The sequence below is a fragment of the Pedobacter metabolipauper genome, assembly GCF_004362715.1.
GTDB lineage: Bacteria > Bacteroidota > Bacteroidia > Sphingobacteriales > Sphingobacteriaceae > Pedobacter > Pedobacter metabolipauper.
Window position 1 is genome coordinate 388,253 of record NZ_SNYC01000006.1, and the last position, 15,702, is coordinate 403,954.

General features: G+C 40.0%; 12 protein-coding genes. 4 read left to right on the forward strand and 8 right to left on the reverse strand.

From position 1 onward, the window contains the following. Positions 1 to 4: 4 nt before the first annotated feature. The 3 genes from uvrA to ATK78_RS18520 all read right to left on the reverse strand — a co-directional run bounded on the left by uvrA (position 5) and on the right by ATK78_RS18520 (position 4,869). Positions 5 to 2,848, reverse strand: coding sequence for an excinuclease ABC subunit UvrA (gene uvrA / locus ATK78_RS18510; RefSeq protein WP_133577608.1), 2,844 nt, complete (start codon positions 2,846 to 2,848; stop codon positions 5 to 7). Positions 2,849 to 2,951: 103 nt separating this feature from the next. Further along, the gene (locus ATK78_RS18515; protein ID WP_317126219.1) at positions 2,952 to 3,995 is read right to left on the reverse strand and encodes a 2Fe-2S iron-sulfur cluster-binding protein; all 1,044 of its coding nucleotides are present in this window, start codon (positions 3,993 to 3,995) and stop codon (positions 2,952 to 2,954) included. A 139-nt stretch (positions 3,996 to 4,134) separates the two neighbouring features. Next, on the reverse strand, positions 4,135 to 4,869 hold the full coding sequence (locus ATK78_RS18520; RefSeq protein WP_394346949.1) for a lytic transglycosylase domain-containing protein: 735 nt from the start codon (positions 4,867 to 4,869) through the stop codon (positions 4,135 to 4,137). Positions 4,870 to 5,511: 642 nt separating this feature from the next. Here ATK78_RS18520 and ATK78_RS18525 point away from each other — a divergent pair. Then, positions 5,512 to 7,095 (forward strand): pseudouridine synthase, encoded by a 1,584-nt coding sequence (locus tag ATK78_RS18525; RefSeq protein ID WP_133577611.1) that lies wholly within the window; start codon positions 5,512 to 5,514, stop codon positions 7,093 to 7,095. A gap of 7 nt (positions 7,096 to 7,102) precedes the next feature. Beyond that, positions 7,103 to 8,239 (forward strand): lactonase family protein, encoded by a 1,137-nt coding sequence (locus ATK78_RS18530; protein WP_133577612.1) that lies wholly within the window; start codon positions 7,103 to 7,105, stop codon positions 8,237 to 8,239. Positions 8,240 to 8,317: 78 nt separating this feature from the next. Here ATK78_RS18530 and bshA read toward each other — a convergent pair whose 3' ends face one another. The 3 genes from bshA to tilS form a co-directional block, all read right to left on the reverse strand. Continuing rightward, the gene (gene bshA / locus ATK78_RS18535; RefSeq protein WP_133577613.1) at positions 8,318 to 9,463 is read right to left on the reverse strand and encodes an N-acetyl-alpha-D-glucosaminyl L-malate synthase BshA; all 1,146 of its coding nucleotides are present in this window, start codon (positions 9,461 to 9,463) and stop codon (positions 8,318 to 8,320) included. 91 nt (positions 9,464 to 9,554) lie between these two features. Further along, complete coding sequence (locus ATK78_RS18540; RefSeq protein WP_133577666.1) at positions 9,555 to 10,040, reverse strand: hypothetical protein; 486 nt, start codon at positions 10,038 to 10,040, stop codon at positions 9,555 to 9,557. Positions 10,041 to 10,060: 20 nt separating this feature from the next. Next, a complete protein-coding gene (gene tilS / locus ATK78_RS18545) occupies positions 10,061 to 11,419 on the reverse strand; it encodes a tRNA lysidine(34) synthetase TilS (RefSeq protein WP_133577614.1) in 1,359 nt (452 codons plus the stop codon). A 98-nt stretch (positions 11,420 to 11,517) separates the two neighbouring features. Here tilS and ATK78_RS18550 point away from each other — a divergent pair, with 98 nt between their 5' ends. Continuing rightward, a complete protein-coding gene (locus ATK78_RS18550; protein ID WP_133577615.1) occupies positions 11,518 to 13,791 on the forward strand; it encodes an OstA-like protein in 2,274 nt (757 codons plus the stop codon). Here ATK78_RS18550 and rdgB read toward each other — a convergent pair. Next, complete coding sequence (gene rdgB / locus ATK78_RS18555) at positions 13,763 to 14,341, reverse strand: RdgB/HAM1 family non-canonical purine NTP pyrophosphatase (protein WP_133577667.1); 579 nt, start codon at positions 14,339 to 14,341, stop codon at positions 13,763 to 13,765. The genes ATK78_RS18550 and rdgB overlap by 29 nt on opposite strands. Then, positions 14,341 to 14,976: a hypothetical protein gene (locus ATK78_RS18560; protein ID WP_133577616.1), complete on the reverse strand. Its 636-nt coding sequence runs from the start codon at positions 14,974 to 14,976 to the stop codon at positions 14,341 to 14,343. The genes rdgB and ATK78_RS18560 overlap by 1 nt, the downstream gene beginning before the upstream one ends. 110 nt (positions 14,977 to 15,086) lie before the next feature. On the opposite strand from ATK78_RS18560, the gene ATK78_RS18565 reads away from it, so the two are divergent. Next, positions 15,087 to 15,677, forward strand: coding sequence for a hypothetical protein (locus tag ATK78_RS18565; protein WP_133577617.1), 591 nt, complete (start codon positions 15,087 to 15,089; stop codon positions 15,675 to 15,677). The last annotated feature ends 25 nt before the right edge of the window (positions 15,678 to 15,702 follow it).

Here is a 15,702-nt window from a genome sequence, read left to right on the forward strand (position 1 = left end):
TTAATTATAATCCCATTTCCTTCTTTAAAAATTTACCGGTTAAGCTAATCGGATTTTGGATCAGTCCTTCTGGTGTACCTTCAAACAAGATTCTTCCGCCGCCTGCGCCGCCTTCTTCACCAAGGTCAATTACCCAATCTGCAACCTTAACCACATCAAGGTTATGCTCAATCACCAGAATTGTATTTCCTTTATCAACAAGTTCGTTTAAAACCCCAAGCAAGACACTAATATCTTCAAAGTGTAAGCCTGTAGTTGGCTCATCCAGAATATAGAAAGTTCTGCCGGTATCTTTTTTAGAAAGTTCTGTAGCCAGTTTCACACGCTGTGCCTCTCCTCCGGATAAAGTAGTAGACGATTGTCCGAGTGTGATGTATCCCAATCCAACATCTTTCAGCGTCTTTATCTTACGGTAAATAGAGGGCATGTTCTCAAAGAATATACAAGCCTCTTCAATACTCATATCCAGTACATCGCTGATCGACTTACTCCGGTAGCGAACCTCAAGGGTTTCGCGGTTGTATCTTTTCCCGCCGCATTCTTCACAAGGCACCTGTACATCTGGCAGGAAGTTCATTTCAATCACCTTCATTCCTCCACCCTGACAGGTTTCACAACGTCCGCCTTTTACATTGAAAGAAAAACGTCCGGGTTTATATCCCCTGATCTTTGCTTCCGGCAACTGAACATATAAATTTCTGATGTCTGAAAATACACCTGTATAAGTTGATGGGTTGGATCTTGGCGTACGCCCGATAGGTGCCTGATCAATCTCAATAACTTTGTCCAGTTCTTTTAAACCATTGATCTTTTCATAAGGTAAAGGATGTTTTTTCGCCCTGAAAAAATGATGGTTTAATATCGGATACAGCGTTTCGGTAATCAGGCTGGATTTACCGCTTCCCGATACCCCGGTTACTGCAATAAATTTACCCAATGGAAAATCTACAGAAACATCTTTTAAATTATGTCCGCTGGCCTTTATAATAGAAAGCTTATGGCCGTTACCTTTTCGGCGCTTTTTTGGAATTTCGATTCCCTTTCTGCCATTCAGGTATGCTGCTGTCAGTGTATCTGATTTCAGGATCTCTGCTGGTGTACCCTGCGCAACAATTTGTCCGCCATGAACACCTGCAGCAGGGCCAACATCTATCACATGATCTGCTTCTAAGATCATATCCTTATCGTGCTCTACCACAAGAACGGTATTGCCAAGATCTCTCAAATTCTTTAATGCCCCAATTAGACGTTCGTTATCACGCTGGTGCAAACCAATACTTGGCTCATCCAGAATGTACATTACGTTCATCAGCTGAGAGCCTATTTGCGTAGCCAGCCTGATGCGCTGTGCCTCACCGCCAGATAAAGTTCGCGCGGTACGGTCTAACGAAAGATAATTTAATCCAACATCGGTTAAGAAACCCAACCGTGTACGTATCTCTTTTAAGATCTCTTTGGCAATGGTATTCTGTCTTTCGCTTAAGCGGCTCTCTACATCAACATACCAGCTTTTTAAGCTGTTTATGTCCATTTCGGCAAGTTCAAATATGTTCTTACCGTCAATTTTAAAATGAAGACTTTCTTTTTTTAAGCGGGCACCATTACAAACAGGACAGGTTTTCAACTTACGGAAAGATTCCATATCGTCAACTGCACCTTCTCCTTTGCGTTCCTGCTGTTCTTCTAAAAGCTTAATGATCCCGTCAAAAGTGATCTGGTAATTTTGAACATTCCATTTATTGTATTCAACGGCAACACTCAAAAGCTCAGGTGCACCATTTAGAAGAATATCAATATTTTCATCTCCAAGTTTCTCCAATGGGGTAGAAAGAGAGAAATTGTATTTTTTGGCCACTGCTTTCAGCACCTGGAACATCCAAACATCGCGGTACTCGCCTAAAGGTGCCAGACCTCCGTTTAAGATGCTCAACTTCGGATTTGGCATTACAGATTCTTTATCAATGACAAAGATGTAACCAAGACCATCGCAGTTCTCACAAGCACCATAAGGAGAATTGAAAGAGAAGCTGTTTGGCTGAGGTTCATCATAAGAAATACCTGTTGTTGGGCACATCAGGAACCTGCTAAAGTGAGATACATTGTTGTCTTTATCACTAATCTTAATGATCCCTTTACCCAAGCGCATCGCTGTTTGCAAGGAATCCTGCAGGCGCTTTATGTCTTTACGGTCAACAATAAGACGGTCAACCACAATTTCAATATCATGGATCTTGTAACGGTCAACCTGCATTTTTGCCGTAATATCCTGAATATCCCCATCAATACGGACTTTAACATATCCTTGCTTACGGATCTGCTCAAACAACTCCCTGTAATGTCCTTTACGTCCCTTTACTACGGGTGCTAAAATATTAACAGGTAATTCTCCATATTTATTGAAAATGGTATTCAGGATCTGGTCTTCAGACATGCGTTCCATCCGCTCGCCGGTGTTGTAAGAAAATGCATCGGCGGTACGGGCATAGAGCAGACGCATAAAATCGTAGATCTCTGTGATTGTGCCAACAGTTGACCGTGGATTTTTACTGGTTGTCTTTTGTTCAATTGCAATTACAGGACTTAGCCCAGATACTTTATCCACATCTGGTCTTTCCATTCCACCCATAAACTGGCGGGAATAAGCACTAAATGTTTCCATATAGCGTCGCTGTCCTTCCGCATAAATCGTATCAAAAGCCAATGATGATTTACCACTGCCACTTAAACCAGTAATAACAACCAGTTTATTTCGGGGAAAGGAAACATCTATATTTTTAAGGTTATGTACCCTGGCACCATATACTTCTACATCTTTTTGCTCGCCCAGGTCAATGGTATTCTTGCTCATATTTTATATAAAAACGATATTGATATCTAACGGTTTAAGATAGCAATTTTTAAACCACAAAGGTAATTCATTAAAAGCAAAAACTATGTCAGCTAAAGGTTTTTTACCAAACCAGCGTGGTATTGTTCTCTGTAGGGTGGCCGGTGCATACCAGCACCCGTCCGGCAGCTATTTCATGATCCATTAAAACTTCATTATAGTCCATCCGCACATTTCCGGTTGTACAGGTAGCTGTACAGGTGCTGCAGATTCCGGCGCGGCAGCTATACGGTAAGTCGATGTGATGAGAAAGGGCTTCCTGCAGGATCGTCCGGTTATATGGAACAGACAAACTATAAACAACGCCTTTATAGTTTAGGTTTACGGTATAAGTGTTGGCATCCCTGATCTGTTTTTCTGACATGTCATCGTCATCAGCTTCATCTTCGGGCAGTACAAATGTTTCTCTTTTAATCTGTGTAATATCATAACCCAGCTTCAGTAAAGTGATGCGGCAGGTAACCATATAATCAATAGGCCCGCAGGTATAAAACAGGGCCTGCTGCTTATCAAACTCCATGTGTTCAGCTACAAGACGCTCAATCAGCGATACATTTAACCTGGCCATCAGCAGGTTCTTTGACTGACTAAATGCGAAGATCACTTTTAGCCGGTCTGGATGTTTGGATTGCAATGCTGTGAGTTCCTCATAAAAAAGTGATTCATCTGCAGAGCGGTTGCTGTAGATCAATACAATCTTCGAATGGGTCTCTTTAACAAGCGCTGTCTTTATAATAGCGTAAACTGGTGTAATGCCTACGCCTGCAGCAAAAAGAAATACGGTTCTTTTAAGAGCCGGATTCGGATGATAAACAAAGATCCCGTTGGGCTGCATCGCATACAACACATCTCCTACAACCGTTCTATGATGCAGCAACCTGGATATTTCGCCATTCTCTACGCGCTTTATAGAAATAGCAAGAGGTTCATCTACATCAGGTGAGCTGCATAAGGAATAAGATCTTCTTAGTTCACGTCCCTGGATATCAAACACAAACGTTAAAAACTGTCCGGCTAAATAGGTTGGCTTGTCTCCCTCTAAAACTTCAAAGCTTAGAATGAGTGTTTCACCGGGGCCATAAGTCATGGTTTTTATCTGCAGTTTCATCAATCCCATAGGGCAGTAAATTAACAAATTTCATACAGAATAAAAAAACAAGGGTTAATAAACCTGAAATGATATAACCAAAAAGAGGATGATCATATCAATGAACATCCTCTTTCCCCATTTGCAGTCTTTTATTTACTTATTCCGTATTGGCATTTTCTGCGTTATATGCCAATAGCGCTCTCGGAGCTCTATAGCCATAACGAACAGGATCTTCCACAATCTCTTTCATGGAAATCAATTTGTACACGTAACCAGCAGTTTCGCGGTTAAGTTTCATTTTGAAGTAATTATCCTGATTTTGACGGTCTATTTGTTTTCTCATGTGGCCATCTCCTACATTGTAGGCTGCCGCCACCAGGGTCCAGCTATCAAAGATACCATACAGTTCTTTGATATACTTACAGGCCGCTATGGTAGATTTACGAAGATTTTTACGTTCATCTACTCTAGAATTAACTTTTAAACCGTAATTACGGGCTGTTCCGGGCATAAACTGCCAAAAACCTGCAGCACCTTTTGGTGATACGCCCCCTTGTAAACCTGACTCAACCAAAGGAACATATTTAAAGTCCTCGGGAATACCATAAGCGGCAAGGATTGGTTCTATTACAGGAAACCATTCTGCTGCTTTTCTATGTAAGCGATTGGTCTGTAATTTACTGAAATTATACGCAGCAAGAACTTTTTTCATTTTACGCTCCACTTTGGCATCGCCTAGCGGGAGTGTTTCTTCTGCGAAATTTAACTGGGCCATAAGAGATAATGGCACCGGAATTTGTGTTGTTATTGTATCTTTTATTGTGGTTGTCTTTCCTACTTTTGAAAGACTTTTTGCTGCTTGGGGCATGTTGTAAGCAAACACTTTTGCCATAACCAATAATGTTATAATTATCGTACATGTTATTATGTGTTTCTTTATCATTTTCCTCCTTTTTTTGGTTAACAATATTAAACGGCTGCAAACATACAATATATTTATCTAATTATCAACCATTTACAAAAATAACCGCCAAAATCTGCGTTTAAACGTTTTAAACAAAGATTTTTAAAAGTCAAACTGGCCCTTAAAAATGCATCTGGCATATCGGATCCCTTTTGTTCAAATTCCCGGTTTTTAGCTTGCACAATTGGTTATAAAAGAACTGACTTGAAAGTCCTTTCAGGTAATGATGGTATTGCCAATATCTAGTAGTGGCACTGCCAAAATTCTAAGAGAAATGATATAAATTATAGTAAAAAAAAGAAATACCAGCAGGATCATTTAACACATCTTTAATTTTAGCAGCAGCCTATTTCCGCTAGTACTTACATTAAAGATTCCAGACGGATGTAAAGAAAACATGATAATGGAATCAAAAGCAGCAACCGACAGGCCTATTAAAGATCGTTTAAACTTATTCAAAAAACTGTCATTTAATAGTCGGCCGAATCACCATTTGAAAGTTAAAATTGTGAATTAGAGCATTTTTAACTAAATTTGCACCCGCATTAATTATGCGGTTAAGAGCGTATCATGATAAAAAATAACAATAGGAACAGTCGGGATGACAAGTCCAAACCGGGAAACCGAAGCACAACGGGCAGAAGACCAAGTGGAACAGATAGTTCATACAAGGGAAAAAGCAAGTTTGACGATAAGGAAGGGAAGGATAATAAATTTGGTGGCTCCCGGGATTTTAAGCCGAGAGAAGGTGACAGAAAAGATTTCAAACCGAGAGAAGGCGACAGGAAAGACTTTAAGCCAAGGGGAAGCAGCGATGGTGATGCCAGAAGCTTCAAACCAAGATCTGGCGGTGATTTTAAACCCAGAGAAGGCGACAGAAAAGATTTTAAACCAAGGGGAAGCAGCGATGGTGATGCCAGAAGCTTTAAGCCAAGAACTGGCGGTGATTTTAAACCGAGAGAAGGCGACAGAAAAGATTTTAAACCAAGGGGAAGCAGCGATGGCGATGCCAGAAGCTTCAAACCAAGATCTGGCGGTGATTTTAAACCGAGAGAAGGCGACAGAAAAGATTTCAAACCAAGGGGAAGCAGCGATGGCGATGCCAGAAGCTTCAAACCAAGATCTGGTGGTGATTTTAAACCCAGAGACGGAGAAAAGAGAGACTTTAAGCCCAGAGCTTTTAAAGAAGGCAGCTCAAGAGAAACTCCTCCAGGAGAAAAAACCCGCAGTTATATAAAGAAAGATAATTTCAGTACTGGCGGTGATAAACCGTTCAGGAAATTCGATGATACAAAAAGCTCCTCATCCAGGAGTACTGACAGCAGACCATTTAGAAAAAGAGACAGCGATTCAAAATCTGATTTTCAGGATCGCGGTGAACGTGTAGAAAACGGTCCGACCATGCGCAGCAGGAAAAATGCACCTGTTAAAGATGACGGACTAATCCGTTTAAACAGATACATTGCCAATTCTGGTATTTGTTCAAGACGTAAGGCTGATGAACTAATTGCAGCTGGTGTGGTTTCTGTTAATGGTGAAGTAGTTTCTGAACTGGGACAAAAAGTTGATCCTGGAAAAGATGAAATCCGTTACAATGGTGAATTGCTGAAACGTGAGAAAAGAGTTTACGTTCTATTAAACAAGCCTAAAGACTACATTACTACTACTGATGATCCGCAGGAGCGCCGTACCGTAATGCAGCTGGTTGAAAAAGCAAGCAGGGAACGGATCTATCCGGTAGGAAGATTAGACCGCAACACTACCGGTCTCTTATTAATGACCAATGATGGCGATCTTGCTGATAAATTATCTCATCCAAAAAATGGAATCACCAAAATTTATCATGTTGAATTAAACAGAAGTTTAAGTCAGGGTGACTTCAATAAAATCGAGTTTGGATTGGAACTGGAAGACGGATTGATCAAACCAGATAACATCTCCTATGTTGCCGGTGGCACCAAAAGAGAAGTAGGCATCCAGATTCACAGCGGAAAGAACCGGATTGTACGCCGTATATTCGAACATCTCGGCTATGATGTTGTAAAACTTGACCGTGTTGTTTATGGTAACCTAACCAAGAAAGACCTTCCACGTGGAAGATGGCGCTTCCTGGAAGAACATGAACTGATCCAGATCAAACATCTTATTAAATAAATAGTATATGAGAACACCCTTGCTTTTGCCTATCCTGCTCCTATCCTTTCAGCTACCAGCACAAACAGCAAAGCAAAAACAAGCAGCCGGTACCAATTTCAATCTTTTAATTGGAACGTATACACACAATGGCAAAAGCGAGGGTATCTATACTTATAATTTCAATACTTCAACGGCAGTCACTACTTTAAAGCGTGAGACCAGCCAAATTGAAAACCCCAGTTTTCTGACCGTTTCTGCAGATAAAAAGTTTGTTTACAGCGTGAATGAAAGTGGTGCCAAAAGTACGATCAGCTCATTTGGTTTTGATGCCAAAACTGGGGCACTTGGTTTTATCAATAAACAAGACAGCCACGGTACAGATCCCTGCTACATCACTTCAGATCAAACCAACGTTATTGTAGCTAATTACAGTGGCGGCAGCCTTGCTATATTCGGCCGGAAAGCAGATGGATCATTATCTGAAGCCAAACAGGTGATACAACATACCGGAAAAAGTATTGATCCTAAAAGACAGACTTCGGCACACGTACACCAGGTACAGTTTAGCCCGGATAAGAAATACCTGATCTGCAATGATCTTGGCGAAGATCAAATCTATATCTACACGTATAATCCTGCTGAAAAGAATAACATACTCGCTATTAAAACGGTAATAAAGACAGATGCGGGCAGTGGCCCAAGACACCTGACCTTTAGTCCAAATGGCAAATTCGTTTATTTGGCCCATGAGTTTACCGGTAGTATCATTGCATACGCCTATAAGGATGGGAATTTAACTAAGATTCAGCAAGTAAGCACTGTTGAAGAAGGTTTTAAAGGAAACATAGACGGTGCAGACATTCACATTTCTGCAGATGGTAAGTTCCTGTACGAAAGTAACCGCGGTGATGCCAATACCATTTCCGTATTTGCTGTACATCCGGCAGGCACCCTTTCATTGGTATCCAGGGTTAATAGCCTTGGCAAAGGCCCCAGGAACTTTGCAATTGATCCAAGCGGCAAATATTTGCTCGTTGCACATCAATACACCAACAACGTGGTTATCTTTAAAAGAGACATTAAAACAGGGGTTTTAAAAGATAGTGGAAAAAGAATCGAATTGAATTCACCCGTTTGCCTGGTATTTACCCCGGTAAAATAGCCTCTACAATCTTACAATCCGTAATTACAGATTGGGACGAATACCCAAACAGCACAAATAAGTTTTATTGCTGAATAATTAGGCCTCTTTCAGGTTAAACTGATTTTCAATAACTTGATTATAGTAGCTGATATAATCTGGCAATATTTTCTTAAGGTCAAAATCCTTGGCTCTTATAAATGCATTTTCTTTGAACCGGTTTAGTACCTCATCGCTTTGCAGTATAGAAATTGCTTTAGAAGCCATATCATCTATATCGCCAACGTTACTCATATATCCGCAATACCCATCAACATTCAACTCTGGCAAACCACCTGCATTAGAGGTTATAATTGGAACCTTACAAGCCATTGCTTCCAATGCGGCCAAACCAAAGCTCTCTGTTTCTGATGGCATTAGGAACAGGTCTGAAACAGACAGGATCTCTTCAATTGCATCTTGTTTCCCTAAAAACCGTACATGATCACAAACACCCATATCCCGGCACAACTGTTCATTGTACGCACGCTCAGGTCCGTCACCAACCATCAATAATTTAGAAGGGATCTTTTCCTGGATCTTTTGGAACATCCGGATCACATCATCCGTTCTTTTAACTTTTCTAAAGTTAGAAGTATGAATTAAGATCCGTTCATTATTAGGGGCAATCGCTTTTTTAAAGTGGTCTTTAGGTTTCAGGCTAAATCTCGAAAAGTCGATAAAGTTAGGGATAACCTTAATTTCACGGGTAATGTCAAAATGCTTTAGCGTATCTTCTTTAAGGTCTTGAGATACCGTAGTAACCCCATCAGATTTGTTTATAGAAAAAGTAACTACCGGCTTATAGGTTGGGTCTTTTCCAACCAGGGTAATGTCTGTACCGTGCAATGTGGTTACAAAGGGAATGTTAATACCATAGCTTTCCAGGATCTGCTTGGCCATAAATGCGGCAGAGGCATGGGGTATTGCATAATGAACGTGTAAAATATCCAGCTGTTCAAAACGGACTACATCTACCAGCTTACTGGCCAGTGCAGATTCATATGGGGCGTAATCAAACAATGGATAATCCCTTACAGATACTTCATGATAAAATAAATTCTCGGAGAAAAAATCTAAGCGGGCGGGCTGACTGTAGGTGATGAAGTGAACCTGATGGCCTTCATCAGCCAATGCTTTACCTAATTCGGTTGCAACAACACCACTACCTCCAAAAGTAGGGTAACAAACAATACCTATTTTCATTACTATATTTTATGATGCAAAGTACCGCACTTAAACTGAGCTTTATGTTAAACAATTGCAATTATTTGCACCAAATGAAGTAATGATTCTATTACGATGATTTCATCTCGGTCATGATCACCAGATACATCTCATTTGGTCTTTGTGTACCTATATAATAATGAAACCCATCGCTGTCGGTAAGCACAATTGCATCCTTACCGGAAGAGTAAAAACGGATGCTCCCTTTGCGGTGAAGATTATATACCGGGTTATTAAAAAGATAATTGCTATACGTATCCTTTCTAACACTAACGATAGAATTCAAATCAATCTCCACTTTTTTGGCAGACCAAAGGCCAGTTATAATGATTCGTTTATGGTCTATAATGGTCTGGTATTGAATTAAAAACAGCAACGCGATAGAAACACCAATAATACCAAAACCGACAACAAGAAACAGATCTTGTGTATTGTCCCGGTCCCGCTCATAGACATAAGCAGCAAAACAAAACGCTGCCATAACCAACCTTATACAGATTCGTACATAATCGCGGCCGATATATTGTTTTTCAAGAAAAGCGTAGCGGTTTCCCATTTCTATAAATTTCAATAAAGTTACTTGTTTTTTGATTGCATCGTACCCATATCTTTTTTTAATTCAAAGATTGCCAGCTTTTTTGTTGTGGAGGTAACTTTATAGCGGTTGTCTTGCCTTAGTCCGGCAATCCAGATTACTTCTCCATTTCCATTTATAAGGATTGGAGTTACCTCTTTTTCATTAAGCGGTACCTTCTCGTCAATAAAGAAATTGCTCAGTTTCTTAAATGTGCTCATCCCCATTGGCATAAAGTGGTCACCATCCTGACGTGTCCGCACAATCAATGGATAAATCAGCAGGTCTGCATCTACAAATGCTTTAGCCATTGTTTTTTCAAAGAAAGGTGTACCGGAATAAGTTACCAGAATTTCCTGCTGCAGGGTGCGTACTCCTGCATCGTGAGTATGAATAAATGCAATGGGAGTTTCTTCGGTATTAAAGACGCTTACAATTAAGTACTCCCGGTCTATGATCAAACGGTGAGTGGTACTGTAAAAGCATGTCCCGCTTTGCTTACCTAATGCATGAAGCAGATCTGAAACAATAGACTCTGTAAACCCAAAGGTCCTCAACAGTTCAAAACACAATAATTTTTGAGGCACCAGGGCATTAATTTTAGCGATTGAGATATAAATGCCATGCTGTTTCTCTATAAACAATTCCTGTTTTAATGCGGCAACTACGTTTTGCAATACCAATTCTGTATCTGAAAAACGCTGGATATTGTGTTCAAATGTATGTTCCAGGTTGGGGTTGATCTCTTTAAGCTGGGGGATCACATTTAACCTGATCTTATTGCGTGCGTAATTGGCCGTCAGGTTGGAACTGTCTTCTACAAAATCGAGATCATTTTCATCAATAAGCCCATCAATATCCTTTCGGGACATGAATAAGAGCGGACGGATCAATTTGCCTCTTTTTGGTAAAATTCCATGAAGTCCGGCAATTCCTGTACCGCGGGTAAGGTTCAATAAAACCGTTTCTATGGCATCATCCTGATGCTGGGCCAATGCGATTGCATCGTAGTTATGGATCTGCCTGATCTCTTCAAACCACTCATACCTTAAAATCCTTGCAGCCATCTGCGTAGATACCTTATGTTCGGCGGCATAATCTTTGGTTTTAAAATGCGTTACATAGAACGGTACGGATAAAGTTGCTGCGAGCATTTTTACAAAGCTTTCATCCCTTTGAGATTCATCAGCCCTTAAATTAAAATTGCAGTGTGCTATACCAAACTCGTAGCCTGCAAGTTTAAACAAATGGGTCATCAGAACAGAATCTTTACCCCCGCTTACAGCCAGTAAAACCCGGCCTTGTGGTGTAAAGAGATTGTTTTGACTGATAAAGTCGATAAAGCTTTGAAGAGGTAACATCTTTCAAAAATATTTAATTAAAACCATAATGAGCATATGCATACAAATATTAATGAATAAGCCCATGAAAATGGCAACCAAAAAACTAACTTTGTAACGTGCAGAAAATACGCTTTTTCTTAATCCTATTCGTACTCCCAATCTCTTTGCTTGCGCAACAGAGAACCAAGATCTTTCTACAAAGTTCTACACGCGGAACTACGGTTAAAGACATCTCTTATTTAAGAAATCCAGTGTTTCAGCATGCCGGGGCTGTTCTTTCGTGCGACAGTGCTGTATATTATGAAAAACAGAATGTTTTTGAGGCATTTGACAATGTGCACATTGTACAGGGTGATACCATCAATATTTATTCTACCCGGTTAACATACAATGGAAATACAAAAATAGCCCACTTAACCGACAATGTACGGATGATTGATAAGGAATCTATCTTAACCACCAACATTCTTGATTACAATATGGGCATTAAGGTGGGTACCTATGTACAGGGCGGAAAGATTGTAAATAAGGATGTAACGCTAACCAGTAAAAATGGTTACTATTTTTCGAATACCCGCGATGCGTATTTTAGATATAATGTAGTGGTGGTAACCCCTCAAAGCACCATTAAATCTGATTCATTAGTTTACAACACCTTAACCAACTGGGCATTTTTTCATGGCCCTACCAACATTTCCGGTAAAGGCGACAATTTATACACAGAAGACGGTGCTTACAATACAAAGACTGAATATGCCTATTTTGGTAAGAAGAATTTATATACCAATGGCAGCAAGTCTTTAAAAGGAGATAGCTTGTATTACGATGGCATTGCCGGTTACGGTAAAGCAATACGGAACATTGTTTTTAAAGACACCTCTGATAAAACAATCTTGTATGGTCAAAAGGGAATGTACTACAAGATTGATGAGCGTGCGGTAGTTACTAAAAATGCCTATGTAGGTCAGGGTACCAAAGATTCTATTAAAATAAACAACAAACTACAGCCTGATACCATATGGATTGGTGCTGACACCCTGGTTACTCAAATGGTATTGCAAAAAACATTGAAGCTTATTGAATTCCCTATTTTGAAAAAGGATAATGAGCTGGGCGAAGAAGAAGGGCCTGAAGAACCCAAGATAGGCGCAAAGCCCAGGGCTGCTGCAAGAAAACCAGAACCGGTGGCTTCCAGCGCAGCTCCTAAAAAACTAAGCAAGCAAGAGAAAAAAGAAGCTGCCAAGCTGAAAGACAGTGTTTCTACGGACAGCATTGGAATAAAGAAACCCGATATCGTATCTATTAAAGATTCTATAAAGCTGAAGATTCCAGATAGTACGCTTAAGAAAGCAAACCTTGCAACAATCAAAGATTCTATAAAAGTCAAGATTCCAGACAGCGTTCTCAAGAAAGCAAACCTTGGGATGATCAAAGACTCCTTAAAGGTTAAGATTCCTGACAGTACCTTAAAAAAAGTGGATAGCCTGGCTAAGAAGACCGACAGTCTGATTAAGAAAACAATAGACCCGCAAAAAGCTAAAGCCGTTGTAAGTGCAAAGGCTAAGGATGCTGCTGCAGCCATTAGTAAGCCTGGCGCAGTTAAAGATCTGTTGAAAAAGCCGGGGCTTAATGATTCCTTACCGGTAAACCCACTGGATACGATAAAAGCCAGGTCCATTAAGGCTTTTCATAACGTACGTGTTTATAAATCCAATATGCAGGCTGTAGCAGATTCTTTATTTTATACCAGTGCAGATTCAACACTGCGATGGTACGGAAGTCCGATCATCTGGTCGCAGGGATCTCAACAGACTGGAGATACGATTCACCTGCGCTTAAAAAACAATAAATTAAATACGCTGCAGGTATTGAAAAATGGTTTTCTTGTTAATGTGAATGCAGACTCTGCTAAATTTAACCAGGTTAAAGGTAAACTGATTACAGCATTCTTTAACGACAAAGGAGAGCTGATGACCATGTTTGTTGATGGGAATGCGGAAAGTGTGTACAACAACCGCCGGGAAAAAGACAGTGTTTATATAGAAATGAGCCAAACGGTAAGCAGCAGGATCAAGGTTCTCTTTAAGAATAAAGAGATCCATACCATTCTGAATATAAAGGATACTGAAGGTATTAAGGTTCCAATTGCTGAGTTAAAAGCCGACGTAATCCTTACCGGTTTTATCTGGAAACCTGAACTCCGGCCACTTTCTAAAAAGGAGGTGATCAATGGTAAGGCTAAACCGAAAGGTAAAGCAGCAACAGCAGTAAAAAAAATCATTAGTCCGACTAAGTCAGCGCTTACACCTGGCAAAAAAGCTACAGAGGCTCCGGCTGCTCCATCCAACAGAAAAACAGCGGCTAAGCCTGGTCTTTCAAGAAGGCAATAAGTTTTTTCATGGCTATTGCCCTATGACTGATCTCATTCTTTTCGGCCATGCTCATCTGCGCAAAAGTGCGGTCATACCCCTCAGGCTCAAATATAGGATCATAACCGAAACCCTGGTCGCCAACGGGTGTTTCGCGGATATTTCCATAAACTACCCCTTCAAAAAAGAAGTTTTCATCTCCTTTAACCAGGGAAATGACGGTTTTAAAATGTGCCTTTCTATTCTCTACGCCTGTTAGTTTGCTTAATACCAGTTCCAGGTTCTTACGGTCGTCCCTTTCTCCTGAATAACGGGCAGAAAAAATTCCGGGCTCGTTATTTAGTGCATCAATCTCCAATCCGCTGTCATCGGCAAAGCAATCCATTTGATAATGCTCAGCAACATAGCTGCTTTTTAATGCTGCATTTTCTTCAAAAGAATCTCCCGTTTCAGGAATATCGACCAGGCAGCCAATGTCAGTTAGATTAAGTACCCGGTATTGGTTTTCGAGCAGCTTTCCTACTTCTTCTGTTTTATATTTATTATTGGTTGCAAATACTAATTCAGGTATCATATTCCCAGTTTCTGTAAACTTCCCCACAATGTTTTCTTTCTATTTTGATCTGCATCCAGCTTTCTTAATTCCTGTGCAAAGATCAGTTTAACATTACCTTCCATAACCAATGTATTTTCAGGATGGCCTTGCAAACCGAGTTGCTCAGGAGCAACCCCAAATGCAAAGATCAGAACACTCGAAAAGTGGCTTTGCAACATTTGGAAATCAGCCGTATGATAACCTGCATAATTCAGCAAGGCAAAATCGTTGGCAGACAGGTTAACTGACTTTACAATTTTACGGAGCAGTTCTCTGCCTTTCTCATCGCTAACCTCATTTTCAGCATCATTTACCAGGATGAGGATGTTGCGTTTATTGTTGCCTAAAAATTTAAATACAGGAACTGTTTTCATCGGTTCAACAACAGGTGGTACAGCTTCAATAACAAACGGTGCGGCTTCAACTACAGGCAGTACAGTTACGGCTGGCATATATCCTGACGTAGTTTGCACAGCTTCAACCGGTACTTCATCCGTTACCGGCAAGTTCATTTCTGCTTTCAACACTGGCTCTGGCTCATTGACCAGGTAAATATCATCGGTAAAAAATAAACGTAAAGCTTCTTTATTCGTTGTAAGCTGACTAAGCATTCCTGATAAATTTATTAAATATCTTTTTTCTGTTAAAATTAGTTAAATATCTCATTATAGTGCCTATATTTATTACTTTTATACCTTAAAATTTACACCATAAATCTTTTGTGAGAAAAGTTTATTGCATCCTGTTCTGCTTTCTTTTTATTGTTGGTGCGGCTGCGCAAAATGTTGCAGTAATCAATGGAAAGGCTATAAGCAACAAAGAATTTATGTGGTTTTATAAGAAGAACCATTCCGGCAATGCCAATGTTTCATTTGATGACCTGTCGTCTTACCTTAACTTATATGTGAATTTTAAGCTTAAGGTTTTAGATGCAAAAAAAATGGGTCTTGATAAAGACACAGCCTATATTGCTGAGGTTGAAAATTATGAGTACGCTTTGCATACTCAAAAAAGAATATCAAAGACCAATGCAGAATTTGTATTTATTATGAATGAATACCGGGATGCTGTGCTGATGTTTAACCTTTCAGAGATGAAGATCTGGAATAAGGCACAGAACGATGAAAGCTTGCTCCGCAGCTTTTATGAAAAGAATAAAGACGCTTATTTGCAGCGTCCCTTTGAAGAAGTAAGCGGACAGGTAATTGTAGATTACCAAAGAAAACTGGAGCGTGATTGGGTAGAATCCCTAAAAAAGACCTACACTGTAAAGATATACCAGGATGAATTAAGAAAATTAGCCAAATTATAAATGGCACCAGTAGCGTATATAATTG

Bases quoted from the DNA above. Each gene is read 5' to 3' on its own strand.
- ATK78_RS18540 (WP_133577666.1), bottom strand. From the start codon at position 10,040: ATGGGAAACCGCTACGCTTTTCTTGAAAAACAATATATCGGCCGCGAT.
- ATK78_RS18560 (WP_133577616.1), bottom strand. From the start codon at position 14,976: ATGCTTAGTCAGCTTACAACGAATAAAGAAGCTTTACGTTTATTTTTT.
- ATK78_RS18515 (WP_317126219.1), bottom strand. From the start codon at position 3,995: ATGAAACTGCAGATAAAAACCATGACTTATGGCCCCGGTGAAACACTC.
- ATK78_RS18520 (WP_394346949.1), bottom strand. From the start codon at position 4,869: ATGGCAAAAGTGTTTGCTTACAACATGCCCCAAGCAGCAAAAAGTCTT.
- ATK78_RS18525 (WP_133577611.1), top strand. From the start codon at position 5,512: ATGATAAAAAATAACAATAGGAACAGTCGGGATGACAAGTCCAAACCG.
- ATK78_RS18530 (WP_133577612.1), top strand. From the start codon at position 7,103: ATGAGAACACCCTTGCTTTTGCCTATCCTGCTCCTATCCTTTCAGCTA.
- tilS (WP_133577614.1), bottom strand. From the start codon at position 11,419: ATGTTACCTCTTCAAAGCTTTATCGACTTTATCAGTCAAAACAATCTC.
- uvrA (WP_133577608.1), bottom strand. From the start codon at position 2,848: ATGAGCAAGAATACCATTGACCTGGGCGAGCAAAAAGATGTAGAAGTA.
- bshA (WP_133577613.1), bottom strand. From the start codon at position 9,463: ATGAAAATAGGTATTGTTTGTTACCCTACTTTTGGAGGTAGTGGTGTT.